This is a genomic window from Pseudomonas sp. NPDC089422 (assembly GCF_044749405.1).
In the GTDB taxonomy this organism is placed as follows: domain Bacteria; phylum Pseudomonadota; class Gammaproteobacteria; order Pseudomonadales; family Pseudomonadaceae; genus Aquipseudomonas.
This window is the reverse complement of the sequence record NZ_JBIVHW010000003.1, coordinates 60,834-84,064: the sequence shown is the minus strand read 5'-3', so window position 1 is coordinate 84,064 and position 23,231 is coordinate 60,834. Positions and strand designations below refer to the sequence as shown.

The following is a 23,231-nucleotide window of genomic DNA, read 5'->3' as shown; positions in this document are numbered from 1 at the left end:
CAGGGACCCCATGAAACTGCCAGCCCTCAGCGCCTTCCGCTACTTCGACATCGCCGCCGAAACCGAAAGCTTCGTCCGCGCCGCCGAGCTCCTGCATGTTACCCACGGCGCCGTCAGCCGCCAGGTGCGCCTGCTTGAGGAAAGCCTGGGCATCGAGCTGTTCGAACGGCGCAACCGGGCGATCTTCCTCACCCCCGCCGGCCGGGCATTGCATGGCACCACCCAGGCAATCTTCGAACAGCTCGAAGGTGCCGTGCAGCGCCTGCAACAGCAAGAACGCGACAACGTGCTGGTGCTGTCCTGCGAGCCGACCATCGCCATGCGCTGGCTGATCCCGCGCCTGCCGCGTTTCCATGCCGCGCACCCGGACCTGCAGCTGCATCTGGTGGCTGCTGGTGGACCGGTGGACTTTGCCCGGAGCGGGGTCGACCTGGCACTACGCCGGGATGACTTCCATTGGCCACCGACGCTGTACAGCATGAAAATCTGCGATGAGTGGATTGGCCCGGTCAGCCGCACACACAGCGACAACCTGAACGGCCAACGCCTGCTGCACAGCAGCACCCGCCCCAACGCCTGGCCCACCTGGCTGCGTCTGAGTGAGCGGCAGGCAAACTACAGCGAACGCAGCGACTTTGAACACTTCTACCTGTCGCTACAGGCCGCCAGCGCCGGCCTGGGCCTGGCCATCGCCTCGGCACTGATGGTGCGTGACGAACTCGACAGCGGCCAGTTGCACGCCCCGTTCGGCTTCCTGCGCGATGGCTCTGCCTATTACCTGCTCAGCCCGCAGCCACTGAACGATGGCGGCAAGCGCCAGCGTTTTGCCGAATGGGTGATGAGTGAAAGCCAGGCCTGCCTCAGTCACCTGGGCCTGCTGCAGAACGACGAGTTTGAACCGCCATCACCGCCCCAGGTGCGATAACCCGCGGTATCAATGTGGATGCGCCCGCTCGGATAGCGCCCCAGGCCCATGTTCCAGGCCTGACCATGCTGCTGCCAGAAGCGGCACAGCGGATTGGGGTCGACCCAGGCCGGCAACAGGATATCGACCGCGAAAGCACGGGTATGGGCACTGCCCACGGCACCGCCCGCGCAGCGATTGAGATCGGGATTGCGATAGGCCGACACCACTTCGAACTGGCGCAGAATGCCTTGCCCGTCGAGGGTATCGATCAACGACAAGGTGGAGCGCACGGCCGGCCAGTTGCTGGCCGGCGGCACCGCAAACGGCGAGGCATGGCACAGCTTCCAGTCCGACGCCGAACGCAACAGCTGATGGATGGGCACAACACCGTATAGACGCGCATCCACCAGCATCTGGCGAAACGGCCGGGTCTGATGATCACCGGCCCACTGCGCGAACATCCACACGTCACGCTCGTCCGCCAGCGCCATTGTGCTCGACAGCACAGCTGCAGCCAGCAGCAGCCCGCCTGCTCTTCTCATCCCCATGCTCCCTGCCCCAGTATGAGCGCGGCCGCCAACCCGGACGGCCACTGACAAGGAGTTAAGCATGCACAAGACTGCCGCAACGTGCCTCGCCGCCCTCGCCTTCAGTGGCCTGGCCATGGCGGATGCGCGCATCGACCTGGGTGACGCCCAGCGCGTCACCCGCCTGTTCGCCTTCCCCAACAACTGCCATGTGATCTGCTACCGCGACTGGACGCTGGAGCAGACCGTGGAGCACTACCTGACCCAAAGCGTACGCCGCGACGGCCATGCCAACGCCCAGGTGCACGTCCGCCGTGATCACGACCGGCTGCATGCCACCATCAGCGACGTGCCCGCCAACTATGCCGAGCCCCTGCGCAAGCTGCTCGACAGTGGCGAACTGGCCTACAACGGCGCCACCCAGCTGAACAAGGACGGCAAATGGTCCTACGACTGGTACCTGTTCCTGCCGTTGGGCATGGCCTTGCAGAACCGCCGCAGCATCGAGCTGCTGCACTTCCCGCCGGACTATTCGCTGACCCAGGCCCAGGACTACCTGCGCTCCAACACCACCGACCGCTGGGCCGAACTGCTGACCTTCAACGGTGTCGACGCCAGCCAGACCCCGGCCTACCAGACCATCATCGATATTGCCCCGATCGCCGCCCCAGCCAGTGCGGGCGATGCCCTGACAGGCACCTATGGCTACTTCAAGGACTATCAGCTGCGCATGGTCAAGGAGATGACCCTGCAGAACATTGCCAAACCCCTGCCCATGGTCGCCTTCGGCGCACCGGTGCGCAGCTGGATCCAGCAACAGTACGGGCCGCAGGTGAATGTGCTGGGCCTGGTCAGCATCAGCCCGCAGGCGGGCGCTCAAGTGCCGGTGCTGGGCGCCAACCATCCGAGTGCGATCTGGTATGCGGCGAACAAGGACAGCCATGGCGGCGATCAGGATGCGGCCGATGCGGCGGGGCTGAAGATGATGGGGCAGGACTTGACGGCGGCCTGCTGGCAGGCGGGGATGGGCCGTAACCCGGGGGCCGAACCGAAGATGACCCTGGATGCCTGTTCGACCAAATGGCAGGTGACACAGAAGAAGCAGACCTGTGAGCTGTTCTTCCGCACCGTGCGCAAGTACACGCCAGAGCAGGCAGCGGCGAAGTGCAATACCGGGGAGATGACCAGGCGCCTGCGGGACCTGCGCAAGCCGGTCGAGGTAATGCCGCGGGAGCTTTGATCGACTTGCTGGCCCTTTCGCGGGCCATGCCCGCGAAGAGGCCGGTACAGGTTTACTCAGTCCTCAAGCAGGGTGCAAGCCATCACCAGCGCATCTTCACGCCCACCGGCAACCGGGTAGTAATCGCGGCGACGGCCGATTTCATTGAAACCGTAACGCTCGTACAAACGATAGGCCGACTGGTTGCTGGCCCGCACTTCAAGGAAGCACTCACGGCCATTGAGCTGATAGGCCCGCGCCATCAGGTGCTCGAGCAGCTTCAGCCCCAGCCCACAGCCCTGGTTCTCCGGCTTGACGGTAATGTTGAGCAGGTGTGCCTCATCGATGATCACGTTGATCACCCCATGCCCCACCTGTTGCTGGCCATCGAACATCAGCCACACTTCGTAGGATTTGAGCGCATCCTGAAAGATCCCGCGGGTCCAGGGATGACTGAACGCGGCATATTCGATCTTAAGCACGGCATCCAGATCCGCCTCGGTCATCGGGCGGAAACTGATCGAGTCACTCATTCAACGCTCTTCCAGCGCGCCATCAGCTGGCGCATCGCTTGCCAGACGTCCGCCTTGCGCTGCGGCTCGTCCATCAACAGTTCAAGGCCCGGCAAGGCCCAGGCATCGCCCAGGCCGTCGACCTTCAGTACTTGGTAATAGGCTTCAGCGTCTGCGCTGGCGGCATGGCGCATGGCCGGCAGGCCGATCAGCCACAGCACGCTGCAGGGGGTTTCTTCCAGGCGCGCCTGGATGAAGCCCTGGACGAAATCACGTGCGGCATCCGGGCCCTGGTCCATGTTGCCGCGCACCAGCAGCGGCCAGCGCACAGGCTCGCCGATGATCTGCGGAGCATCGGGCAGGCCGGCGGCGCGCAGCATGTCCTTGAGCAGCAGATAGGACGGATCGCGGCTCTGGAAAGGCTGACCAGTGGCCAGTTCGATCAGCAACAGGCAGCTGCCGGCACGTAGCAGTTGCAGCGCGAAACGCGGTGGCGGCACCGGGGCCGGGCGCGGTGCGGGGGCCTCTGCCTCGGCTTCGACGGGCTTGGCAGCGACCTTGGGCGTGCTGCCCGGGCGCGGAATCTCGATTTTCGGGCGCTCGCCGGAGCGGGCCTGGGGCGCGGCCGGGGCTTCGCTGGCCGCCGGGGCAGATGGCCGAACCTCGAAATCGGCTTGCTCTACCGGCGCTTGCGGCAACAGCAGCTCAGGGCGCGACGGTGCGGCAAACGGCAGTTCGGCGCGCGGCAGCCAATGCACCACTTGCATGGCGGAAAGGTAGGCGCGGCGGCGGGGTTCGGTCAGCAAGGCTCGGGGAATCCGGGGATCAAAACGTCGCACATTCTAACGCCGTTGACGGGGCTGTGCTGCAACTGATCGGCGGAAATTTGTTGCCTGAGCCCCGTGAGCGAGCCAGTGAATCCCCTACAAGCGCCAAGGTTATCTCTCATTACAGACCAAGGGGTGAAATCCTCCCCTCCGGATGAAGTACAATCGCTCCCTTTTTTACTTGGCAACGAGTAGACGCCAATGATCGAACCCAAGCGCGTCCTGCGCGCCCTAGCCGAACACTGGGCCCTGATCGAGCCGCTGTGCGAGCGTTTCGACCAGGGCACCCTGAGCCTGGTGGAGCTGCGCCAGCAACTGGGCCGCCAGCAGGTGGAAAGCACGCCGCAGGACATCACCCAGCTGCTCGACGTGTGGATCCGCCTGGATATCCTGGTGCCGGTGGCCAAGAGCCCGAACCGCTTCGAGCTCAACGCCCAGATCCACGACTTCCTCGCCTACCTGCGCCGCGAGCACCGGCTGGGCCTGTGCCTGGAGATCGAGGCCTACCTGCGCCACCTGGAGCGCCTGGCCGGGCACATCCAGGATGCCTTCGACAACCGCGACAGCGACGACCTGGCGCGCCAGCTGCGCCTGCTCGACATGCGCGTGCGCGATGTACTGAAGAAGCTCGACAACGACGAGCAGGCGCTGGTCGCCGTGGCCGAGCGGGCCAAGACCAGCAACCGCCAGATCCCGCTGCGCCAGCGTTACGCCGAAGTACTGGCGACCTGGGACGAGTACGTCGAGCCGATGATCCAGCTGGTCAACGCCGACGGCGCCTTCGAGCAAGGCGTGCGCAAGGTCGAGACCGTGCTGCTGAAGCTGCTCGGCGAACAGGCGCGCCTCGGCCACCTGGTCGACGACGACATGCTGCTGCGCACCCACGCGCGTATCCTGGAAATGCAGACCAGCGCCCAGCTGACCCTGCGCCACGCCCGCGAACTGCTGCTGCCGCTGCGTGAAGAAGCGCGCCGGCACAACGCGGTGACCCGCGGCGCCGCGCTGGCGCTGTCGGTGATCCGGCGCAAGGGCATCGATGCCGTGCCACAAGCGGCCATGCCGCTGTTCACCCGCCCGCAGAGCACCTTCCTCGGCAGTGCCAGCCAGGTCGAGGCCTACGTCTATGCCCTGGCACGCTTCGAGCCGAAACCGGCCAAGTTCCCCAAGGCGCACAAGACCCACAAGGGCCCGCTGCCGCGCGCACCACGCACGGTCAAAGAGATGCTCGAGCGCTGCGAAGACGCCCTGCCGCTGCCAGACCTGATGGTCTGGCTGCTGGACCAGGAGCCCGAAGGCGCCACCGACGAACTGCTGTACTGGTTCTCGCGCCTGTCGCGGGAGAAGCGCTTCAAGCGCGAACGTCTGGAACGGCGCGAGTACACCACCCACGAACACCTGGTCAGCCTGCGCTCGTTCGCCCTGACGTCCAGCCGCGAAGCGCAACCTGAAACCAACGCGAGCCCAGCCAATGCATCTTGATCTTTCCGAACTGTCCCAGCTCGCGCCGATCTTCCGCGAGCTGTTCAAGGGCTTCCACGTCAGCCGCCGCAACCCTGAAATGTACGCCCAGCTGTCGAACTTCCAGGACCAGTACCGCACCCTGTTCAAGGCCCTGGGCTTCGAGCTGGTGTGCGACACCCGCGGCTTCTACTACTTCGTCCCCGAACAGGCCGCCGCGCAGGTCAACAAGACCGCCCAGCGCCTGTCGCTGTTCACCTTCATCATCGTCGAGCACCTGGCCGACCAGGGCCGCGACCCGATGGCCGTGCTCGACGGCGGCAGCATCGGCCGCGACGAGCTGCCCTCGCTGCTGGACAAGTACCGCGACCTGTTCTTGCAGGCCGAAGTGCAGACCGTCGACGAGCTGGAAGAAAAAATCATGCGCCGCATGACCCAGCTCGGCTTCGCCCACGAGGAAGGCGGCATCTACCGCTTCCTGCCGCCGATGCATCGCTTCCTCGACGTGTGCCTGTCGGTGCAGCAGGACCGCGACCTGGCCGCCAGCCTGCACAGCGACCTGCCGCTGCCGACCCCGGTACTGGTGGAAGAAGAAAGCCCGGAACAACTCAACCGCACCGACGACCCGCTCGACCTCACCCCGTTCGACGGCGAGGAAAGCGAAGAGGATGCCCTGGCCCGGGCCATCCGCGAAGAGCAACAGGAGATTGACGCATGAGCCAGGAACGCTACGGCATCCGCCGCTTCGCACTGCTCAACACCGCCGGCTACAGCCTCGGCCTGTTCCCGCTGGAGCACCCGCTGTCGGTGTACGGCGCCAACAACCTGGGTAAGTCGGCGTCGATCAACGCCCTGCAGTTCCCGATCCTGGCGCGCATGTCCGACATGAGCTTCGGCAAGTACAGCCTGGAGCAGTCGCGCCGCTTCTACTTCGCCAGCGACACCTCGTACATCCTCTGCGAACTGAACCTACCCCACGGCCCGCACGTGATCGGCGTGGTCGGCCGCGGCCCGGGCGGCGGTTTCGGCCACCAGTTCTTCGCCTACAAGGGCGAGCTGGACCTGGCCCATTATCAGAAGAACGACACCTGCCTGCGCCAGAAAGAGCTGTTCACCAACCTCGAACGCCTGGGCCTGAAGGCCTATGAGCTCAAGCCTGATGAACTGCGCCGGCTGCTGGTCGGCGGCCACACCTCGTGCCCGCTGGACCTGACCCTGATCCCGCTGCGCTCCACCAGCGAACAGAGCCTGAAGACCTTCCGCGCACTGTTCATCAACCTGCTGCACATGCGCGAAATCACCGCCGCCAAGCTCAAGCAGCTGTTCCTCGACGCCTTCGAGCACAGCCTGCGCTCAGGCAGCGTCGACTACATCGCCGCCTGCGAAGAGGCCTTCCGTGACGTGCGCCGCATGGAGCAGGACTACAACGCCCTGGTCGCCGCAGGCCCGCTGGTCGAGGCCCTGGCCGGCGGCGTGGCCCAGCGCGACATCCTGCGCGGTAAGCTGCACCGCCTTTCGCCGCTGCTCGACAACCTGCTGGGCACCTGGCAGGAGTACGCCATGGCGCGCAAGGAAGAGCTGGTGATCCAGGCCGAGCACTTCCGTGGCGAGCAGGACCGCCTGCAGAACGACCAGCGTGGCGGCACCCAGGAGCTGATGCGCCTGGAACGTGAAATCACCGGCATCCAGCGCTGGCTCGGTGAGCTGTCGGTGCTCAAGCACCGCTTCGCCCTGGTCGATGACGTCAAGGTCCTGGAACAGGGCCTGCTGGCCGCCAAGGACGCCCACGACGAACTGGCCGGCGCCCTGGCGCAGTCGCGCCAGTTCAGCGCCGAAGACCTCGACGAGCGCGTGCGCGACCTGGAAAAACGCCTGAAGCAGGTCAAGCAGCAGCTCGACCACGCCGACAACAACAGCTACGCCCGCCTGCGCGAAGAGTTCTCGCAGCAGGACGTCGACCGCCTGATGCGCCTGTTCAACGGCGCGCTGTTCAGCCTGCCGCTGGGCGACCGCGGCATCGAGCTGGACGACAGCGACCTGTGGGTGAAATCCCTGGAAGCGGTGCTCGACGGCTTCAAGGGCGAGCGCTTCGAGGCCCCAGGCCTGTCCATCGACATCTCCAACATCGACCCGCCGGCCCTGCAGGCCCTGGCCGACCGCGCGGCCCTGCGCGACCAGAAGGAGCGCCTGGAAAAGGAGCTCAAGCAGCTCAAGACCCAGCAGCAGGTCGCCGCTGACCGCACTGCTTCCAAGGCACAGACAGAAGCCCTGTACCAGGAAGTGCTGGACGCCCAGAAAGCTCTGGAAGACTTCCGCCGCAGCGAAACCCTGAGCGCCGAAGAGCCGGAGAAGATGGAGCAACTGGCGCAGCTGGAAGCCGCCCAGGACGAGCTCAAGCGCTCCAGCGACGCCTTCACCGAGCGCGTCCAGCAGCTGTCGGCCAAGTTGCAGCTGGTCGGCCGCCAGATCGGTGACCTCGAAGCCAAGCAGCGCACCCTGGAAGATGCCCTGCGCCGTCGCCAGCTGCTGCCGGCCGACCTGCCCTACGGCACGCCGTTCATGGAAGCGGTCGACGACTCCATGGACAACCTGCTGCCGATGCTCAACGACTACCAGGACAGCTGGCAGGCCCTGCAACGGGTCGACAACCAGATCGAGGCGCTGTACGCCCAGGTGCGCCTCAAGGGCGTGGCCAAGTTCGACAGCGAAGACGACATGGAGCGCCGCCTGCAGCTGCTGGTGAACGCTTACGCGCACCGCACCGACGAGGCCCTGACCCTGGCCAAGGCGCGCCGCGCGGCAGTCACCGACATCGCCCGGACCCTGCGCAACATCCGCAGCGACTACGACAGCCTTGAGCACCAGCTGGCCCTGTTCAACCGCGAGATCAACAAGCGCCAGGTGTCCAACCTGGAAAGCTTCCGCGTGGTGCTGGCGCCGAACAAGGAAGCGCTCAAGCACATCGACCAGATCATCCACAGCGCCGGCCAGTACGAAGAAGGCGAGACCCTGTCGGTGTTCGACCTGACCCAGAGCGCCGAGCAGGACAACAAGAACGAAGAGGCCAAGGAGTACCTGGCACGGCTGGTGGCGGCAAACCACAACCAGCTGGGCCTGAAGGACCTGTTCGAGCTGGCGTTCGAGATCACCAAGGTCAACGGCCAGCCGATCATCCACGCCGACATCGACGGCGCGGCGTCCAACGGCACCACCATGACCATCAAGGCGCTGACCAACATGTACCTGTTGCTGCACCTGATGGACCGCGACCTGGCCGGGCGCATTCGCCTGCCGTACTACCTCGACGAGGCGGCGGACATCGACGAACGCAACCAGGCGGCACTGCTGGAGACCAGCCTGCAGCTGGGCTTCGTACCGATTCTGGCGAGCGTGAAGCCGCAGGTGTCGGCGCGCGTGGCGATCGACCTGGAAGGTGGCAGCGGGCCGAATGGCATCTACATCGACGAGGCGGACTGGAAGTACATCAGCCGGCTGGATGAGGTGAAGGCGGTTGTGCGTGAGGATCAGGCCGAAGAGCTGGCCTGATAGTGAGCATGGGGCCGCTTTGCGGCCCTTTCGCGGATAAATCCGCTCCTACAGGGGAACGCTTGTAGGAGCGGATTTATCCGCGATTGGAGGCCGAAGGCCTCCCCTTGGACATCAATGATTCCAGGGCAGAATCGGAATTGCGGTCACCGCATTCTGCGGGCTGCCTTCGATCATGCGGTCGCTATACACCAGATACACCAGGGTATTGCGCTTCTTGTCGAGGAAGCGCACCACCTGCATGGTCTTGAACACCAGCGAGGTGCGCTCCTTGAACACCTCCTCACCGTCCTTCAACTCACCCTTGAAGCTGATCGGCCCAACCTGACGGCAGGCAATCGAAGCCTCCGCCCGGTCTTCCGCCAACCCCAAACCACCCTTCACGCCGCCAGTCTTGGCCCGCGACAGGTAGCAGGTCACCCCCTCGACCTTGGGGTCGTCAAAAGCCTCGACCATGATGCGATCGTTCGGCCCAAGGAACTTGAACACGGTGGACACCTGGCCGATCTCTTCGGCCCCGGCCAGCATCGGCAGAGCAAAGACAGCCAGGGCGAGCGCCCGCTTGAGCAGCTTCATACCAGCACCAGGTTGTCGCGGTGCACCAGCTCCGGCTCGGCGATATAGCCCAGCACGGCCTCGATCTGATCGGACGGCTGGCCGATGATCTTCTGCGCCTCCAGCGCGCTGTAGTTGGCCAGGCCACGGGCCACCTCGACGCCATCCGGGCCGACGCAGACCACCATCTCGCCACGGCGGAAGCTGCCCTGCACGGTCTTCACGCCGACTGGCAGCAAGCTTTTGTTCGCCCCGCGCAGCGCCTGCACGGCGCCCGCGTCGAGCACCAAGGTGCCGCGAGTCTGCAGGTGCCCAGCCAGCCACTGCTTGCGTGCCGCCAGCATGCCGCGCTCGGGCGACAGCAGCGTGCCCAGGCGCTCACCGGCCTTCAGACGGTCCAGCACACGCTCGATGCGGCCACCGATGATGATCGTGTGGGCCCCGGAACGGGCTGCCAGGCGCGCGGCGCGCAGCTTGGTCTGCATGCCGCCACGGCCCAGGGCACCGCCGGTACCACCGGCCACGGCGTCCAGCGACGGGTCGTCGGCGCGGGCTTCGTAGATCAGCTGGGCCTCGGGGTTGTTGCGCGGGTCGGCATCGAACATGCCGTCGCGGTCGGTGAGGATCACCAGCAGGTCGGCTTCCACCAGGTTGGCCACCAGCGCGGCCAGGGTGTCGTTGTCGCCGAAGCGGATCTCGTCGGTGACCACGGTGTCGTTCTCGTTGATCACCGGCACCACGCCCAGGTCGACCAGGGTACGCAGGGTGCTGCGGGCGTTCAGGTAACGCTTGCGGTCGGACAGGTCATCGTGGGTCAGGAGGATCTGCGCGGTGTGCTTGCCGTGCTCGCCGAAGCTCGTCTCCCAGGCCTGCACCAGGCGCATCTGGCCGATCGAGGCAGCCGCCTGCAGCTCGTTCATCGCACTCGGTCGCGAAGTCCAGCCCAGCTGGCTCATGCCGGCAGCCACGGCCCCGGAGGAGACCAGTACCAACTCCACGCCTGCTTCACGCAGCGCGACCATCTGCTCGACCCATACGGCCATGGCGCCGCGGTCGAGGCCCTTGCCATCGGCGGTCAGCAGGGCACTGCCAATCTTCACGACCCAGCGCTTGGCGCCCGTCACCTTGCTTCGCATCTTCTTCCAACCTATGTCGAATCTGTAGATACCGTGGATACAAAAACGCCGCTCCCGAGAGCGGCGTTTAGTGTACTGCAACCGATCAGTCGCGCACGTAAATGATTTCCGGGCCGTCTTCGTCGTCCTCGAAATCATCATCCCAGCCATCGTCGTCGTCGCCGATGTCGTGCACGCTCTTGACGCCGGTGCGACGCAGGGTACGGGCGTCGTCCAGGGCCTGCAGCTGGGCGCGGGCTTCGTCTTCGATGCGCTGGTCCAGTTCGGCCAGTTCCTCGGCGTAGGCCGGGTCGTTGGCCAGGCGGTCGGCGCGGTCTTCGATGTAGCGCATCAGGTCGTGGCTGAGTTGCTCGGTGCCCTGCTTGGAGATGGCCGAGATCACGTAGACCGGGCCTTCCCACTGCAGGCGCTCGACCACTTCCTTGACCCGCTCGTCGCGCTCGTCTTCCATCAGCATGTCGGACTTGTTCAGTACCAGCCAGCGCTCACGGTCGGTCAGCGACGGGCTGAAGCGGGTCAGCTCGTTGATGATCACTTCGGCGGCATCGGCCGGGCTGCTGCCGTCCAGCGGCGCCAGGTCGACCAGGTGCAGCAGCACGCGGGTACGCGCCAGGTGCTTGAGGAAGCGGATACCCAGGCCGGCACCGTCGGAGGCGCCTTCGATCAGGCCGGGGATGTCGGCGATGACGAAGCTCTTCCAGCGGTCGACGCTGACCACGCCCAGGTTCGGCACCAGGGTGGTGAACGGGTAGTCGGCGACTTTCGGCTTGGCGGCCGAAACCGAACGGATGAAGGTGCTCTTGCCAGCGTTCGGCAGGCCGAGCAGGCCAACGTCGGCCAGGACCTTCAGTTCCATCTTCAGGTCGCGCTGGTCACCCGGCTTGCCCGGCGTGGTCTGGCGCGGCGCACGGTTGGTGCTGGACTTGAAGCGGGTGTTGCCCAGGCCGTGCCAGCCGCCCTGGGCGACCATCAGCTTCTGGCCCGGGGTGACCAGGTCACCGATCACTTCCTGGGTCGAGGCGTCGATCACGGTGGTGCCGACCGGCACGCGCAGGTACAGGTCATCGCCCTTCTTGCCGGTACAGTCGGTGCTGCCGCCGTTGGAGCCGCGCTGGGCTTCGTGATGACGGGTGTAGCGGTAGTCGACCAGGGTGTTGAGGTTTTCGTCGGCCACCATGTACACCGAACCACCATCACCACCGTCGCCGCCGTTAGGGCCGCCGTTCTCGATGAACTTCTCACGGCGGAAGCTCATGCAACCGTTACCGCCGTCACCGGCCTTGACCCGAATGGATACTTCGTCAACAAACTTCATTGAAAACCGCCTCTCGCCCGTCGGCGAGTTGAATACTGAAAAACCTGAGGCTCTTGCAAAAATGAGCGCGGCGGCCCCGTACGACCGTAGAAACCCACGCCGGCAGCCCATACAAACAGCTTTGCAAGAGGCTCACCACAAACGAAAAAGCCCCGTCGCATGACGGGGCTTCTGGAGCGACGTCGCGATTAGGCGGCGACGATGCTCACGTAACGGCGCATGAACTCGCCTTTCTTCTCGAACTTGATCACGCCTTCGATCTTGGCGAACAAGGTGTGATCCTTGCCCATGCCAACGCCGTAGCCAGCGTGGAATTCGGTGCCGCGCTGACGGACGATGATGTTGCCTGGCTTGATAACCTGGCCGCCATACATCTTCACGCCAAGGCGTTTCGATTCTGAGTCGCGACCGTTACGAGTACTACCACCAGCCTTCTTGTGAGCCATGGTTCAATTCTCCAAATAAATTCAGGGGACCGAGGCGATTAAGCCTGGATACCGGTGATTTTGATCTCGGTGAACCACTGGCGGTGGCCCATACGCTTCATGTGGTGCTTACGACGACGGAACTTGATGATGCGAACCTTGTCGTGACGGCCTTGCGAAACGACTTCGGCAACCACTTTAGCGCCGGCGACGACTGGTGCGCCGATGGTGACTTCTTCACCGTTGGCAACCAGCAGGACGCGATCGAAAGTCACGGATTCGCCGGTGGCGACTTCCAGTTTTTCGATCTTGAGGAATTCACCTTCAGCGACTTTGTACTGCTTGCCGCCGGTAACGATTACTGCGTAAGACATGGTATTTCTCCGATAATCCTGCTCACCCAGCGCTTTATATGATGAGTATTGGCTGGCATGGCTGCATGGGGCTGGAACGGCCCTGTGCAATTGCGTAAGGCAGGTGCTGCCCAGGAAGTTAGGGTGCGCGATTGTACGCAACCCCGGTTTTGCTTGCAAGTCCCGCCCCCGGCCAGCAGGCACCGCGCCTTGACACACCGGGACCCGCGACCTAGCATGCCGCGCAACCTCACTGGAGCAGCCGATGCAACCCCAATCCTTCTACCGCGCGGTAGCTGAAGATTTCAGCGCCGTCGACGAGATCATCAAGAAGCAGCTGACCTCGCGCGTGCCGCTGGTATCGAAGATCGGCGACTATATCACGTCCGCCGGCGGCAAGCGCCTGCGTCCGCTGCTGGTCCTGCTGTGCGGCAAGGCCCTGGGCCGTGAAGGCGCCGACCTGCGCCTGCTGGCCGCGACCATCGAGTTCCTGCACACCGCCACCCTGCTGCATGACGACGTGGTCGACATGTCGGGCATGCGCCGTGGCCGTTCCACCGCCAACGCCCTGTGGGGCAACGCACCGAGCGTGCTGGTGGGCGACTTCCTCTATTCACGTTCGTTCGAGATGATGGTCGAGCTGGGCTCGATGCAGGTCATGCAGATTCTCTCCAAGGCCACCCGGGTGATCGCCGAAGGCGAAGTGCTGCAGCTGTCGCGGGTACGCGATGCCAGCACCACCGAAGAGGTCTACATGGACGTCATCCGCGGCAAGACCGCCATGCTGTTCGAAGCCTCGACCCACAGCGCTGCGGCACTGGCCGAAGCCAGCGAAGAGCAGCGCGAAGCCCTGCGCACCTTCGGTGACCACCTGGGCGTGGCCTTCCAGCTGGTCGACGACCTGCTCGACTACGAAGGCGATGCCGAAGCCCTGGGCAAGAACGTCGGCGACGACCTGGCCGAAGGCAAGCCGACCCTGCCGCTGATCTACACCATGCGTGAAGGTACGCCGGAGCAGGCGGCACTGGTGCGCAAGGCGATCCAGAAGGGTGGCCTGGAAGACCTGGAGCAGATTCGCGAGGCCGTCGAGGCTTCGGGTGCCCTGAAGTACACCGCCGAGCTGGCGCGTGACTACGTCAAGCGGGCCATCGAATGCCTGGAAGTGCTGCCAGCCAGCGAATACCGGGATGCGCTGGTCGAGCTGAGCGAGTTTGCGGTCGCGCGTACCCACTGACAGACCGAGTCGCCTTCATCGCGGGCAAGCCCGCTCCTACAGGTAGACACCTCACCCTGTAGAAGCGGGCTTGCCCGCGAAGCTTTTGTGCTGACGGAACACTTCACCCGCAAAACCTTATACAATATGGGTCTTTAACCGTCTGTCTGTTTAAGGAACCGAAGTGAGCACGCTGCCACCCTGCCCCAAATGCAACTCCGAATACACCTACGAGGATGGCGCCCAGCTGATCTGCCCCGAGTGCGCCCACGAGTGGTCGGCCAGCGGCGAAGCCGAAGCAGCCAGCGATGACGTGGTGAAGAAGGATTCGGTCGGCAATGTCCTGCAGGACGGCGACACCGTGACCGTGATCAAGGACCTCAAGGTCAAGGGCTCGTCCCTGGTGGTCAAGGTCGGCACCAAGGTCAAGAACATCCGCCTGTGCGACGGCGACCACGACATCGACTGCAAGATCGACGGCATCGGCGCCATGAAGCTGAAATCGGAATTCGTGCGCAAGGTCTGATTGCACATTCTGCCAATTGGCGCTTGCTATTCTGATAATAAGAATTATTCTCATTGGAGCCGCTTTCCAAGGAGAATCGCCATGACTTATCTGATCGACGCCTGGCTGGACCGCCCTCACCCTTACCTGCGCATCCTTCATCGGGAAACCGGTGAGGTATGCGCTGTGCTCGAAGAAGAAGCACTGGACGAGCTGCGCGACCAGGGTGACCTGGATCTGTACGGGCTGAATTCGAGTGAGCCGCTGGTGCTCAAGGAACTGGTGCGCAACCTGTTTCTGTTCTGCTATGCACGGGCCTTGCGCCCTGGGGGAACAGGCTGGAATTGAGGCCGGCAGCGCCGGCCTCAACGGCATTACAGAACGTCGAGCAGCTCGACGTCGAATACCAGGGTGCTGTGCGGCGGGATGCTGCCAACGCCTTGGGCGCCGTAGGCCAGCTCGCTTGGCACGTACAGGCGCCATTTGCTGCCGGCGTTCATCAGCTGCAGGGCTTCGGTCCAGCCAGCGATCACGCCGCCAACCGGGAATTCAGCCGGCTGGCCACGATCGTAGGAGCTGTCGAACACAGTGCCGTCGATCAGGGTGCCATGGTAGTGGGTGCGCACGTTGCTTTCGCGGGTCGGCTTGGCGCCTTCACCTGCGGTCAGCACTTCGAACTGCAGGCCCGAAGCCAGGGTGGTGATGCCGTCACGCTTGGCGTTTTCGACCAGGAACTCCTTGCCAGCGGCAGCGGCGGCTTCAGCCTTGGCAGCCGCTTCGGCTTGCATCAGGTCACGGATGACCTTGAAGCTGGCCGACAGGTCGGCTTCGCTGACACGGCTTTCAGCGCCGCTGAAAGCGTCGGTCAGGCCGGCCAGAATGGCTTCCAGGCTCACGCCTGGTGGCGGGTTGTCGCGCAGCTGGCCGCCCAGTTGACGGCCGATGCCGTAGCTGACGCGCGTTTCGTCGGTGGACAGGTTGAGTTCGGACATTGTCGTGCTCCACGGCAGGGCGCAGTGCAGCCGCGCCCTTGATGAAAAGGGCGAGCAGCCTAGCACACTGGGGCGCCGCTAGCAGCTACCAGGCCGAACGCTGGGAAATCGGCACCTTCAGGTCTTCTTCCGGGTGCGTGCCCATGCCGCACATTTCGTCCTGCACCGACCAGTGCACGAGGTTCATCGACACCATCGGAATGGTCTGCAGCAACTTGCGCGCATCCTCCACCGAGTGCACGCGCAAGCGCTCACCGCGGGTATCGGACAGGGGATGGGGATGGCCTTTGACCCTGGCCTCGATCAGGTAGTCGCCGCCTTCGATGGCAATCAGGTTCAGTTCGTCGACATGGCCGGCCCTGGCCTCGGCGTTGAGCTGATGCAGGTTCATGAGAGCACCTCGCTTTGGGAACCACGCATGAGTGCTCATTTTTTGTACGGACCGGCAGAAAGTACAAGCCAAAAACGCCACCGCCCGTCCGTTTTGCAACGGCCGGGCGGTGTGACAGGCAACCGGACTCAGTGCTTGGTCAGCTTGTCCAGGTAGCCCATGCAGAAGGCCGAGACGACGAAGGTCATGTGGATGATCACGTACCACATCAGGTAATCGGTGGAGATGTTCTGCGCATCCATGAACACCCGCAGCAGGTGGATGGAAGAGATCGCCACGATCGAAGCGGCTACCTTCATCTTCAGCGACGAAGAGTCCATCTTGCCCAGCCAGTTGAGCTTCTCCTTGCTCTCGTCGATGTCCAGCTGCGACACAAAGTTCTCGTAGCCGGAAATCATCACCATCACCAGCAGGCCACCCACCAGCGACATGTCGATCAGCGACAGGATGACCAGGATCAGGTCGGCTTCACTGAGGGCGAAGACGTTGGGCAGGACGTGGACAACTTCCTGGAAGAATTTCAGCGCCAGGGCCAGCAGACCGAGGGACAGACCGAAGTAGATGGGTGCGAGCAGCCAGCGCGAGGCATACATCGCATTTTCGAGAATACGTTCCATGGAGGGTTTGGGACTCGTCAGGTGACTGGAAAATCGGCCGCGAGTATAGCCAGCCACCTGTGACAGCAAAAGCCTGCGGCCGGATGCCGCAGCGCTGGGTATGTGTGCTCAGGTTTCAGGGTGGAACTGGTAGTCCCCCAGGTGCCGGCAGCGTTCGCCGTTGATCCGCCGCAGCTGAGCCTGCAGGTGCAGGCACCAGATCTGTGGATCATCGGCCACCTGATACCCATGCAGGGTCAGGCTGTCGACGATGGCATTGAGCACGGATTCGGCCACCATCGGCCCATGGAACGGCCCTTGGGCCTTGATCGCAGAGGGTTGTTCACCGGCCATGCCGGCGGCGAACAGCAAAGTCCACATGCCGTTGTCGCCGGCCAGCGGGCGGATGCTGCATTCGATGCGGGTCACCAGGCCCAGGCACTGGCGAGTAAGGCTGAGGTTGCGCATGGCCGCGTCCCCTCCAATGAGCCCTGTTCAGCCTGAATACCAGGCTGTTTCCATCCTGAACCCTGATACCGTCCTTAAGTTCCAGCATAGAAGAACAGTACAGAAAGATGGAAAACCGGCGCTGAACGGTAGCACATGGCCGCCAGCGCCGATTTATTGACTCAGGCCGGTTTGGCCTGGGCAATCACCTCTTCCAGGCGTTCCTTTTCTGCCTTCTCGATCTCTTCCTCGCTGATCATCTCGGCAATCTCGCGCAGGCGCTCGACCACCCGGGCGTTGACGCTGCCTTCGGTGAACTGGCCCTTGTCGTCCAGCTCCCCGGCCTCCTCGCCCACCAGCAGGCTCAGCGCCTCGTCGGCCTGGCTCACGGCGTAGACGTGGAACATGCCGTTCTCCACCGCCTGCAGCACGCGCTCGTCCAGCATCAGCGTGGCAACGTTGGCGCGCGGGATGATCACCCCCTGCTCGCCGGTCAAGCCACGTGCCTCGCAGAGGCGGAAGAAGCCTTCGATCTTCTCGTTGACCCCACCCACCGCCTGCACTTCACCGAACTGGTTGATCGAGCCGGTGATGGCGAAGCACTGCTTGAGCGGTGTGCGCGACAAGGCCGAGATCAGCGTGCACGCCTCACCCAGCGAGGCACTGTCGCCATCGACATAGCCGTAGGACTGCTCCAGGGCGATGCTCGCGGAAATCGCCAGGGGGAATTCCTGGGCATAGCGGCTGCCCAGGTACCCGGTGAGGATCATCACCCCCTTGGAGTGGATCGGCTGGCCGAGGTTGACCTCGCGCTCGATGTCGACGATGCCGCTGCCGCCCGGATAGACGGTGGCGGAAATGCGCGCCGGCATACCGAACGCCGAGTCGCCGACTTCCAGCACGGTCAGGCCGTTGCACTTGCCGATGGCCGCGCCTTCGCTGTCGATCAGGATGATGCCGGCGAGCATGTCGTCGAGCACCCGTTGCGAGACACGCCCGGTGCGGGTGGCCTTGGCCTTGAGCGCACGCTCGATGTGCCCGGCATCGGTCATTTCGTCACTGGCCAGCTGGCGGATGAAATCAGCCTCGCTGACCAGCTGGAACAGGTCACCGATGCGTGCCGACAGGCGCGACTGGTTTTCCGCCAGGCGGGCACTGTAGGTGGCCAGGCGTGCCACCGCATCGCTGGTCAGCGGCGCCATGCCTTCTTCGTTGGTGCGGGTGCGCAGCAGCTGGGCGAACTGTTCGAGGTTCTCGTCGACCATCGGCATGTCTTCGTCGAAGTCGACCAGCACACGGAACATCTCCTGGAAGTCCGGATCGTGGTCCTGCAGCGCGTAGTACAGCTGGCGCGAACCGATGATCACCAGCTTGACGTTCAGCGGGATCATCTGCGGCGTCAGGCTGACCGTGGCGACACGGCCCAGCTCGCCCAGCGGCGACTCCATCTTCAGCTTGCGCGACTGCAGGGCGCGCTTGAGGGCGTCCCAGACGAACGGCTCGCCGAGCATCTTCTCGGCCTCGAGAATCAGGAAGCCGCCATTGGCACGGTGCAACGCACCCGGGCGCAGCTGCCGGTACGAGGTGTACAGCGCCCCCTGGTCGGTGCTGTATTCGATGCGCCCGAACAGGTTGTCGTAGGTCGGGTGGGGCTCGAACACCACCGGTGCACCGCCGTCAGCGTGGTGGCCGACCACCAGGCTAGGCGCGTATTGCTCTTCGAGCAGCTTGCGCGCAACGGCGTCAGTCTTGCTGTCGTCGACCAGTTGCTCAACCACGGTACGCAGCAGGTTCAGCTGCATCGACTGCAGGTAGGCGCAGACCGCCGCATTCTCGGCGTACTTCTCCGACAGCGGCGCCAGCAGCGGCTGCAGGGCCAGGGTGATGGTTTCTTCGTTGAGCTGGCGCAGCTGGTTGTTCGACTCGCGTTTCCATTGCGGCAGGCTGGCCAGTTCCTCGTTGAGGCGCTCCTCGAGCAGCGCGATGTCCTCGTGGAACTGCTCGCGGATTTCTTCGGGCAACTGGGCAAATTCGGCCTCGTCCAGCGCCTTGCCATCGGCCATCGGGGTGAAGGCGACGTTGCTGGCATCGCGGTACAGGGCCACGTCCTTTTCCAGCGATGCACGCTCGATCACATCCAGCGCACGGTCATAACGCTGGTTGAAGGCGCGGTCGATGGCGCCCTTCTTCTGCTGGTACGACGGGTGCTCGAATACCGCCGGGAAGGTCGACAGCAGGTTGTCGATCAACCCGCCCATGTCGCTGATGAACTCGGCCGCGCTGCCGGATGGCAGCTCCAGTGCACGCGGCTCGCGGGTGTCATCGAAATGGTTGACGTAGACCCAGTCGGCCGGGGTCTGCTGGCGCTTGCCCTCGGCCTTGAGGTAGCGCTTGACGAACGAGAAGCGGCCGGTGCCCGGCTCGCCCATCACATACACGTTGTAACCAGGGCGCGGCATGGCCACGCCGAACTGCAGGGCCTCGACAGCACGCTCCTGGCCCAGGACTCCGCGAAACGGCTCCAGATCGTCGGTATTGGTAAAGGCAAACTGCTCGGGGGAGAAACGCCGGGTCAGGGCTTCAGGCGCGAGACGCAGGCGCGCAGCGACAGGATCGGGCATTGGGTTTCCTTACTTCGGCGGGGCAGATACGCAGCATTCTGGCGCTGCCCGCGCGCGCCTTGCAAGGCTCCACGGGACTTTATGTCGCAGCGGCGACGCTGTCATGGACGAGCAAATTTTTCGCAATCAACGACGCAACCTTTAGAACATGCCTAAACTCCAAGCTGCGCGGGTGGGTGAAATGCTTTCCCGACCTGGCAACCGCGTTGCCAGACAACCCTGACCCTTGGTTAAGACAAAGAGAACAATGCTATGAAACGGATTCTTCTGGGTACTCTGTTCACCGTGGTCTCGCTCAACGCCCTCGCCGAAGCGCCGGGCGGCCCGAACTGCGGCTGGGGCAACATGCTGTTCGAAGGCCAGCGCGGTACGCCAGCGCACTTCCTGGCCTCCACCACCAACGGCACCTCCGGTAACGCCACCTTCGGCATGACTTCGGGCACCAACGGCTGCTCGACCAAAGCTTCGCTGACCTATGGCGGCAAATCCTGGTTCGCCATGAATGGCATGATGAACGAACTGTCCGAAGACATGGCCATGGGCCAGGGCGAAGCCCTGACCACCTACGCCGTGGTCCTCGGCGTGGCGCCGGAAGACCGCGGCTACTTCGCCTCGGTCACCCACCAGCACTTCAACCAGATCTTCAGCAGCGCCGACGTGACTGCCGAAACTGTCCACAGCAACACCCTGGCCGTTCTGAAGAACGACCCACGCCTGGCCAAATACGCCACCGAGGCCTGAGTGCAGCTGCTCCCGCCCCGGCCCCCGGGGCGGGTTTCGCCCTTTTTCGGCATCGTTAAGAAGTAGTTGCCCGACATGCTCAAACGCCTCGCTTCCCTGGCGCTGTGTGCCTGCGCCCCCGTTCATGCCATGCCCGTGCTGGACCCAGGCCGTATCCAGCAACTGGCCAACACCCCTTACTGGATTGCCCTGGGCCACTATGAAACCGCCAAGCTCGGTGGCTGGCGCAGCTATGTGGACGATGACGCTTTCTTCCTCGCCGACGACGGCGCGCACCACCCGGACCAGGAGCTCAAGGCCACGGTCGAAGCGCTGTACGCCCCGGCCAGCCTGGGTGACAAGCACGCCCAGTGCGTGTTCCCCGCGCGCACCCGCTGGCTGCGTGAACAGCTCGACCTGCAAGGCCTGCCGCAACCGGACTGCCAGGAATTCAAGACCTGGTACCAGTCGATCGACCCGCACAGCGCGGCGCTGATCTTCCCGGCGGCTTACCTGAACAGCCCATCGTCGATGTTCGGCCACACCCTGCTGCGCATCGACCAGTCCAACACCCGCAGCGACGACACCACGCTGCTGAGCTATGCGATCAACTTCGGCGCCTACATCGAAGGCAGCGACAACAGCATCCTGTATGCCTGGAAGGGCCTGATGGGCGGCTACCCGGGCCTGTTCGCGCTGATGCCCTACCAGGAAAAGCTCTCCGAATACCGCAGCCTGGAGAACCGCGACCTGTGGGAGTACCAGCTGGACCTGACGCCGGAAGAAACCGGGCGCATGGTCGAGCACGTGTGGGAACTGAAGCAGATCCAGTTCGATTATTTCTTCTTCGACGAAAACTGCTCGTACCGCCTGCTGGAGCTGCTGCAAGTGGCCCGGCCGAGCCTGGACCTGACCTCGCAGTTCCCGCTCACCGCCATCCCCACCGATACGGTGAAGGCGGTGAAGCAATCGGGCCTGGTCGCCAGCGAAACTTACCGCCCGTCACGCGAACGCGAGCTGCTGGCCCGGGCCGAGCCGCTGGACCATGACGAGAAGCGCCAGGTGCTGGCCGTCAGTGCCGATACCACGCAGTTGCAGAGCCCCGAATTCAAAGCCCTGCCCCGCGAGCGCCAGGCCCTGGTGCAGGATGCCGCGTACCGCCTGGAGCGCTACCGGGCCAATGGCCAGGAACGTGACCCTGGGCAGGCCAAGCGCAGTTTCGAGCTGCTGCGGGCCATCAACGGCAACCCGCCGCCGCCCTTGCAGATCGAGCGCCCCGGCCTGCCCGAGGACGGCCACGACTCGCGTACCTGGCAACTGGGCGTCGGCACCCGGGAGGATCGCGCCTATGCCGAGTACGGCCTGCGCATGGCCTATCACGACCTCAACGACAATGCCTACGGCTTCCCGCTGGGGGCGCAGATCGAGATCCTGCAGCTCAAGGTGCGCCAGTACGAAGGCAACGACTGGCAGGTGCAACGCCTGGACCTGGCCACCATCCGCTCGCTGACGCCGCGCAACGAGCTGCTCAAGCCCTGGTCCTGGCAAGTGGCAGGTGGCCTGGAGCGGGTGCCGGGCAAGCATGATGACGAGGTGCTGGTGAGCCATGTGCATGGCGGAGCCGGTGGCACCTGGCAACTGGCCGATGGCCTGCTGGGCTTTGCCCTGGGCACGGTTCGGGTCGAGCACCACAACGACTTCGCCCAGTTCATTGCCCCGGCGACGGGGTTCAATGGCGGGCTGCTGTGGCGCAACGGCCTGGGCAACATGACGCTGGAAGCCAAGGGCGATTACTTCACCAATGGCGAGGTGCGGCGCAGTGTGAGCCTGAACCAACAATGGGAAATCAGCCAGAACCTGGGGGTGAGGCTGAGTGCTTCGCGGGAGTTCAGCCACTTGGCCAGCGCGCAGAATGAGGTGATGCTGGAGTTGAAGTGGTATCACTACTGATTGTGAACCAACCGACTCTTTGACACTGTTTTGACAGCTCCCCGACAAATCGCCACCTAGACTTTCCGGTATCTATCCAAGGGTCCAGGTGGTCATGTCGCGGTACTGGTTTGGCGTGTGCATTGCGTTGTTGCTGGCGGGTTGTGAAACCACCCACGATCAGATGGTCAACCACGGTTATCCCCCCGCCTACGCCGACGGCTATCAGGACGGTTGCAGCAGCGGCCGTCAGGCGGCCGGGTTGATGGTTGGCGACTTCAAGAAGGACGTGCCGCGTTACCTGCATGATCGCCACTACGAGACGGGCTGGGACGATGGTTTCCGCCAGTGCCAGGCGATGCAGAACAGCGAGGAGCAGCGCCAGTACCATGAGCGCTTCTGGGACGAACGTGATCGCGAGTGGCAACAGGAGAAGGACCAGGGTGCAGCCCGTGCCTATCGCAGCAAGTAGGTCGCAAACGGACATCCACTGAAACTGCCGGCCTGCCATGCTGGTCTCCAACAGAAGGAGGCCATTGCATGAGCCGAGCATTCGTCAACGAAGACCAGGCCGCCGCCCAGGCCGACCAGCCGGTGGAGCGGCGCGTCAGCGACCAGCCCAATTACGTCACTGCCAGCGGCCTGCGCCAGCTGCAACAGCGCGTGAGCGAACTGAATGCCTTGCGCAGCGAGTTGCAGGCCGAGGGCGAGCGCGGCGACAAGCAGCGCCTGGCCGATGCCGAACGGGACCTGCGCTATTTCAGCGCGCGGCTGCAAAGCGCGCAGGTGGTGCCGGCGGCGACTTCAGGCAGCAAGGTGCAGATTGGGAGCCGGGTCAGGTTCGTCGACGAGCAGGGCCAGGAGCAGGTGGTGCAGCTGGTGGGCGAGGATGAGGCGGATGCCGGGCGCGGGATGATCAACTGGGGATCGCCGCTGGGGCGGGCGTTGCTTGGGGCCGGGCCTGGGGATGAAGTGCTGTGGCGGCGGCCGGCGGGGGATCGGATGATCGAGATTATCGAAATCGGTTGAGGTCCTGG

25 protein-coding genes are annotated in these 23,231 nt (G+C 64.1%); 12 read left to right on the top strand and 13 right to left on the bottom strand.

The window, feature by feature from the left end:
• Nucleotides 1–10: 10 nt before the first annotated feature.
• Nucleotides 11–925, top strand: a complete 915-nt coding sequence (locus ACIPZ8_RS06560; protein ID WP_400720675.1) for a LysR substrate-binding domain-containing protein — start codon at nt 11–13, stop codon at nt 923–925.
• Here ACIPZ8_RS06560 and ACIPZ8_RS06555 read toward each other — a convergent pair.
• Nucleotides 865–1,449, bottom strand: a complete 585-nt coding sequence (locus ACIPZ8_RS06555; RefSeq protein WP_400720672.1) for a D-Ala-D-Ala carboxypeptidase family metallohydrolase — start codon at nt 1,447–1,449, stop codon at nt 865–867. The genes ACIPZ8_RS06560 and ACIPZ8_RS06555 overlap by 61 nt on opposite strands.
• Before the next feature lie 67 nt (nt 1,450–1,516).
• Here ACIPZ8_RS06555 and ACIPZ8_RS06550 point away from each other — a divergent pair, with 67 nt between their 5' ends.
• Nucleotides 1,517–2,674 (top strand): hypothetical protein, encoded by a 1,158-nt coding sequence (locus ACIPZ8_RS06550; protein ID WP_400720669.1) that lies wholly within the window; start codon nt 1,517–1,519, stop codon nt 2,672–2,674.
• A 56-nt stretch (nt 2,675–2,730) separates the two neighbouring features.
• On the opposite strand, the gene rimI is transcribed toward ACIPZ8_RS06550, so the two are convergent.
• Together rimI and ACIPZ8_RS06540 are read right to left on the bottom strand one after the other, a co-directional pair.
• The gene (gene rimI, locus ACIPZ8_RS06545) at nt 2,731–3,186 is read right to left on the bottom strand and encodes a ribosomal protein S18-alanine N-acetyltransferase (protein WP_060512520.1); all 456 of its coding nucleotides are present in this window, start codon (nt 3,184–3,186) and stop codon (nt 2,731–2,733) included.
• A complete protein-coding gene (locus ACIPZ8_RS06540) occupies nt 3,183–3,971 on the bottom strand; it encodes an energy transducer TonB (RefSeq protein ID WP_400720666.1) in 789 nt (262 codons plus the stop codon). The genes rimI and ACIPZ8_RS06540 overlap by 4 nt, the downstream gene beginning before the upstream one ends.
• Nucleotides 3,972–4,193: 222 nt before the next feature.
• On the opposite strand from ACIPZ8_RS06540, the gene mksB reads away from it, so the two are divergent.
• Genes mksB through mksF form a run of 3 tightly spaced genes read left to right on the top strand, consistent with a single transcriptional unit; the run spans nt 4,194 to nt 8,996 of the window.
• Nucleotides 4,194–5,471, top strand: coding sequence for an Mks condensin complex protein MksB (mksB, locus tag ACIPZ8_RS06535; RefSeq protein ID WP_400720663.1), 1,278 nt, complete (start codon nt 4,194–4,196; stop codon nt 5,469–5,471).
• Nucleotides 5,461–6,168 carry an Mks condensin complex protein MksE gene (mksE, locus tag ACIPZ8_RS06530; protein WP_400720660.1) on the top strand — a complete coding sequence of 236 codons (708 nt, stop codon included), beginning with the start codon at nt 5,461–5,463 and terminating at the stop codon, nt 6,166–6,168. The genes mksB and mksE overlap by 11 nt, the downstream gene beginning before the upstream one ends.
• Nucleotides 6,165–8,996, top strand: a complete 2,832-nt coding sequence (gene mksF / locus ACIPZ8_RS06525; protein ID WP_400720657.1) for an Mks condensin complex protein MksF — start codon at nt 6,165–6,167, stop codon at nt 8,994–8,996. Before mksE ends, mksF begins: the two co-directional genes overlap by 4 nt.
• Nucleotides 8,997–9,110: 114 nt before the next feature.
• Here mksF and ACIPZ8_RS06520 read toward each other — a convergent pair whose 3' ends face one another.
• From ACIPZ8_RS06520 to rplU, 5 genes are all read right to left on the bottom strand, one after another.
• Nucleotides 9,111–9,572 carry a CreA family protein gene (locus tag ACIPZ8_RS06520; RefSeq protein WP_400720654.1) on the bottom strand — a complete coding sequence of 154 codons (462 nt, stop codon included), beginning with the start codon at nt 9,570–9,572 and terminating at the stop codon, nt 9,111–9,113.
• Nucleotides 9,569–10,687, bottom strand: coding sequence for a glutamate 5-kinase (gene proB / locus ACIPZ8_RS06515; RefSeq protein WP_159412162.1), 1,119 nt, complete (start codon nt 10,685–10,687; stop codon nt 9,569–9,571). The genes ACIPZ8_RS06520 and proB overlap by 4 nt, the downstream gene beginning before the upstream one ends.
• 85 nt (nt 10,688–10,772) lie before the next feature.
• The gene (cgtA, locus tag ACIPZ8_RS06510) at nt 10,773–12,002 is read right to left on the bottom strand and encodes an Obg family GTPase CgtA (protein WP_400720651.1); all 1,230 of its coding nucleotides are present in this window, start codon (nt 12,000–12,002) and stop codon (nt 10,773–10,775) included.
• Between the two features lie 188 nt (nt 12,003–12,190).
• Nucleotides 12,191–12,448, bottom strand: coding sequence for a 50S ribosomal protein L27 (gene rpmA, locus ACIPZ8_RS06505; RefSeq protein WP_003247464.1), 258 nt, complete (start codon nt 12,446–12,448; stop codon nt 12,191–12,193).
• A 38-nt stretch (nt 12,449–12,486) separates the two neighbouring features.
• On the bottom strand, nt 12,487–12,801 hold the full coding sequence (gene rplU, locus ACIPZ8_RS06500; RefSeq protein WP_003247466.1) for a 50S ribosomal protein L21: 315 nt from the start codon (nt 12,799–12,801) through the stop codon (nt 12,487–12,489).
• 244 nt (nt 12,802–13,045) lie between these two features.
• Here rplU and ACIPZ8_RS06495 point away from each other — a divergent pair, with 244 nt between their 5' ends.
• The 3 genes from ACIPZ8_RS06495 to ACIPZ8_RS06485 all read left to right on the top strand — a co-directional run bounded on the left by ACIPZ8_RS06495 (nt 13,046) and on the right by ACIPZ8_RS06485 (nt 14,846).
• Nucleotides 13,046–14,014, top strand: coding sequence for a polyprenyl synthetase family protein (locus ACIPZ8_RS06495; RefSeq protein WP_400720648.1), 969 nt, complete (start codon nt 13,046–13,048; stop codon nt 14,012–14,014).
• Between the two features lie 163 nt (nt 14,015–14,177).
• Nucleotides 14,178–14,519, top strand: a complete 342-nt coding sequence (locus ACIPZ8_RS06490; protein WP_324120181.1) for a zinc ribbon domain-containing protein YjdM — start codon at nt 14,178–14,180, stop codon at nt 14,517–14,519.
• Nucleotides 14,520–14,600: 81 nt separating this feature from the next.
• Nucleotides 14,601–14,846 carry a hypothetical protein gene (locus ACIPZ8_RS06485; protein ID WP_400720644.1) on the top strand — a complete coding sequence of 82 codons (246 nt, stop codon included), beginning with the start codon at nt 14,601–14,603 and terminating at the stop codon, nt 14,844–14,846.
• 26 nt (nt 14,847–14,872) lie between these two features.
• Here ACIPZ8_RS06485 and ACIPZ8_RS06480 read toward each other — a convergent pair whose 3' ends face one another.
• From ACIPZ8_RS06480 to ACIPZ8_RS06460, 5 genes are all read right to left on the bottom strand, one after another.
• Complete coding sequence (locus ACIPZ8_RS06480) at nt 14,873–15,490, bottom strand: FKBP-type peptidyl-prolyl cis-trans isomerase (protein ID WP_294339349.1); 618 nt, start codon at nt 15,488–15,490, stop codon at nt 14,873–14,875.
• Between the two features lie 85 nt (nt 15,491–15,575).
• Nucleotides 15,576–15,881 (bottom strand): DUF6482 family protein, encoded by a 306-nt coding sequence (locus ACIPZ8_RS06475; RefSeq protein WP_400720642.1) that lies wholly within the window; start codon nt 15,879–15,881, stop codon nt 15,576–15,578.
• Between the two features lie 128 nt (nt 15,882–16,009).
• A complete protein-coding gene (locus ACIPZ8_RS06470; protein WP_003247486.1) occupies nt 16,010–16,498 on the bottom strand; it encodes a TIGR00645 family protein in 489 nt (162 codons plus the stop codon).
• A 108-nt stretch (nt 16,499–16,606) separates the two neighbouring features.
• On the bottom strand, nt 16,607–16,945 hold the full coding sequence (locus ACIPZ8_RS06465) for a hypothetical protein (protein ID WP_400720639.1): 339 nt from the start codon (nt 16,943–16,945) through the stop codon (nt 16,607–16,609).
• A 161-nt stretch (nt 16,946–17,106) separates the two neighbouring features.
• Nucleotides 17,107–19,545, bottom strand: coding sequence for a Lon protease family protein (locus ACIPZ8_RS06460; RefSeq protein ID WP_400720636.1), 2,439 nt, complete (start codon nt 19,543–19,545; stop codon nt 17,107–17,109).
• 252 nt (nt 19,546–19,797) lie between these two features.
• Between ACIPZ8_RS06460 and ACIPZ8_RS06455 the strand changes: the two genes are divergently transcribed.
• The 4 genes from ACIPZ8_RS06455 (at nt 19,798) to ACIPZ8_RS06440 (ending at nt 23,223) form a co-directional block, all read left to right on the top strand.
• Complete coding sequence (locus ACIPZ8_RS06455; protein ID WP_054887210.1) at nt 19,798–20,286, top strand: DUF3015 domain-containing protein; 489 nt, start codon at nt 19,798–19,800, stop codon at nt 20,284–20,286.
• 75 nt (nt 20,287–20,361) lie between these two features.
• On the top strand, nt 20,362–22,215 hold the full coding sequence (locus tag ACIPZ8_RS06450; RefSeq protein ID WP_400720634.1) for a DUF4105 domain-containing protein: 1,854 nt from the start codon (nt 20,362–20,364) through the stop codon (nt 22,213–22,215).
• Between the two features lie 94 nt (nt 22,216–22,309).
• The gene (locus ACIPZ8_RS06445) at nt 22,310–22,666 is read left to right on the top strand and encodes a hypothetical protein (RefSeq protein ID WP_294339381.1); all 357 of its coding nucleotides are present in this window, start codon (nt 22,310–22,312) and stop codon (nt 22,664–22,666) included.
• A 68-nt stretch (nt 22,667–22,734) separates the two neighbouring features.
• The gene (locus tag ACIPZ8_RS06440; RefSeq protein WP_400720632.1) at nt 22,735–23,223 is read left to right on the top strand and encodes a GreA/GreB family elongation factor; all 489 of its coding nucleotides are present in this window, start codon (nt 22,735–22,737) and stop codon (nt 23,221–23,223) included.
• Nucleotides 23,224–23,231 lie beyond the last annotated feature (8 nt).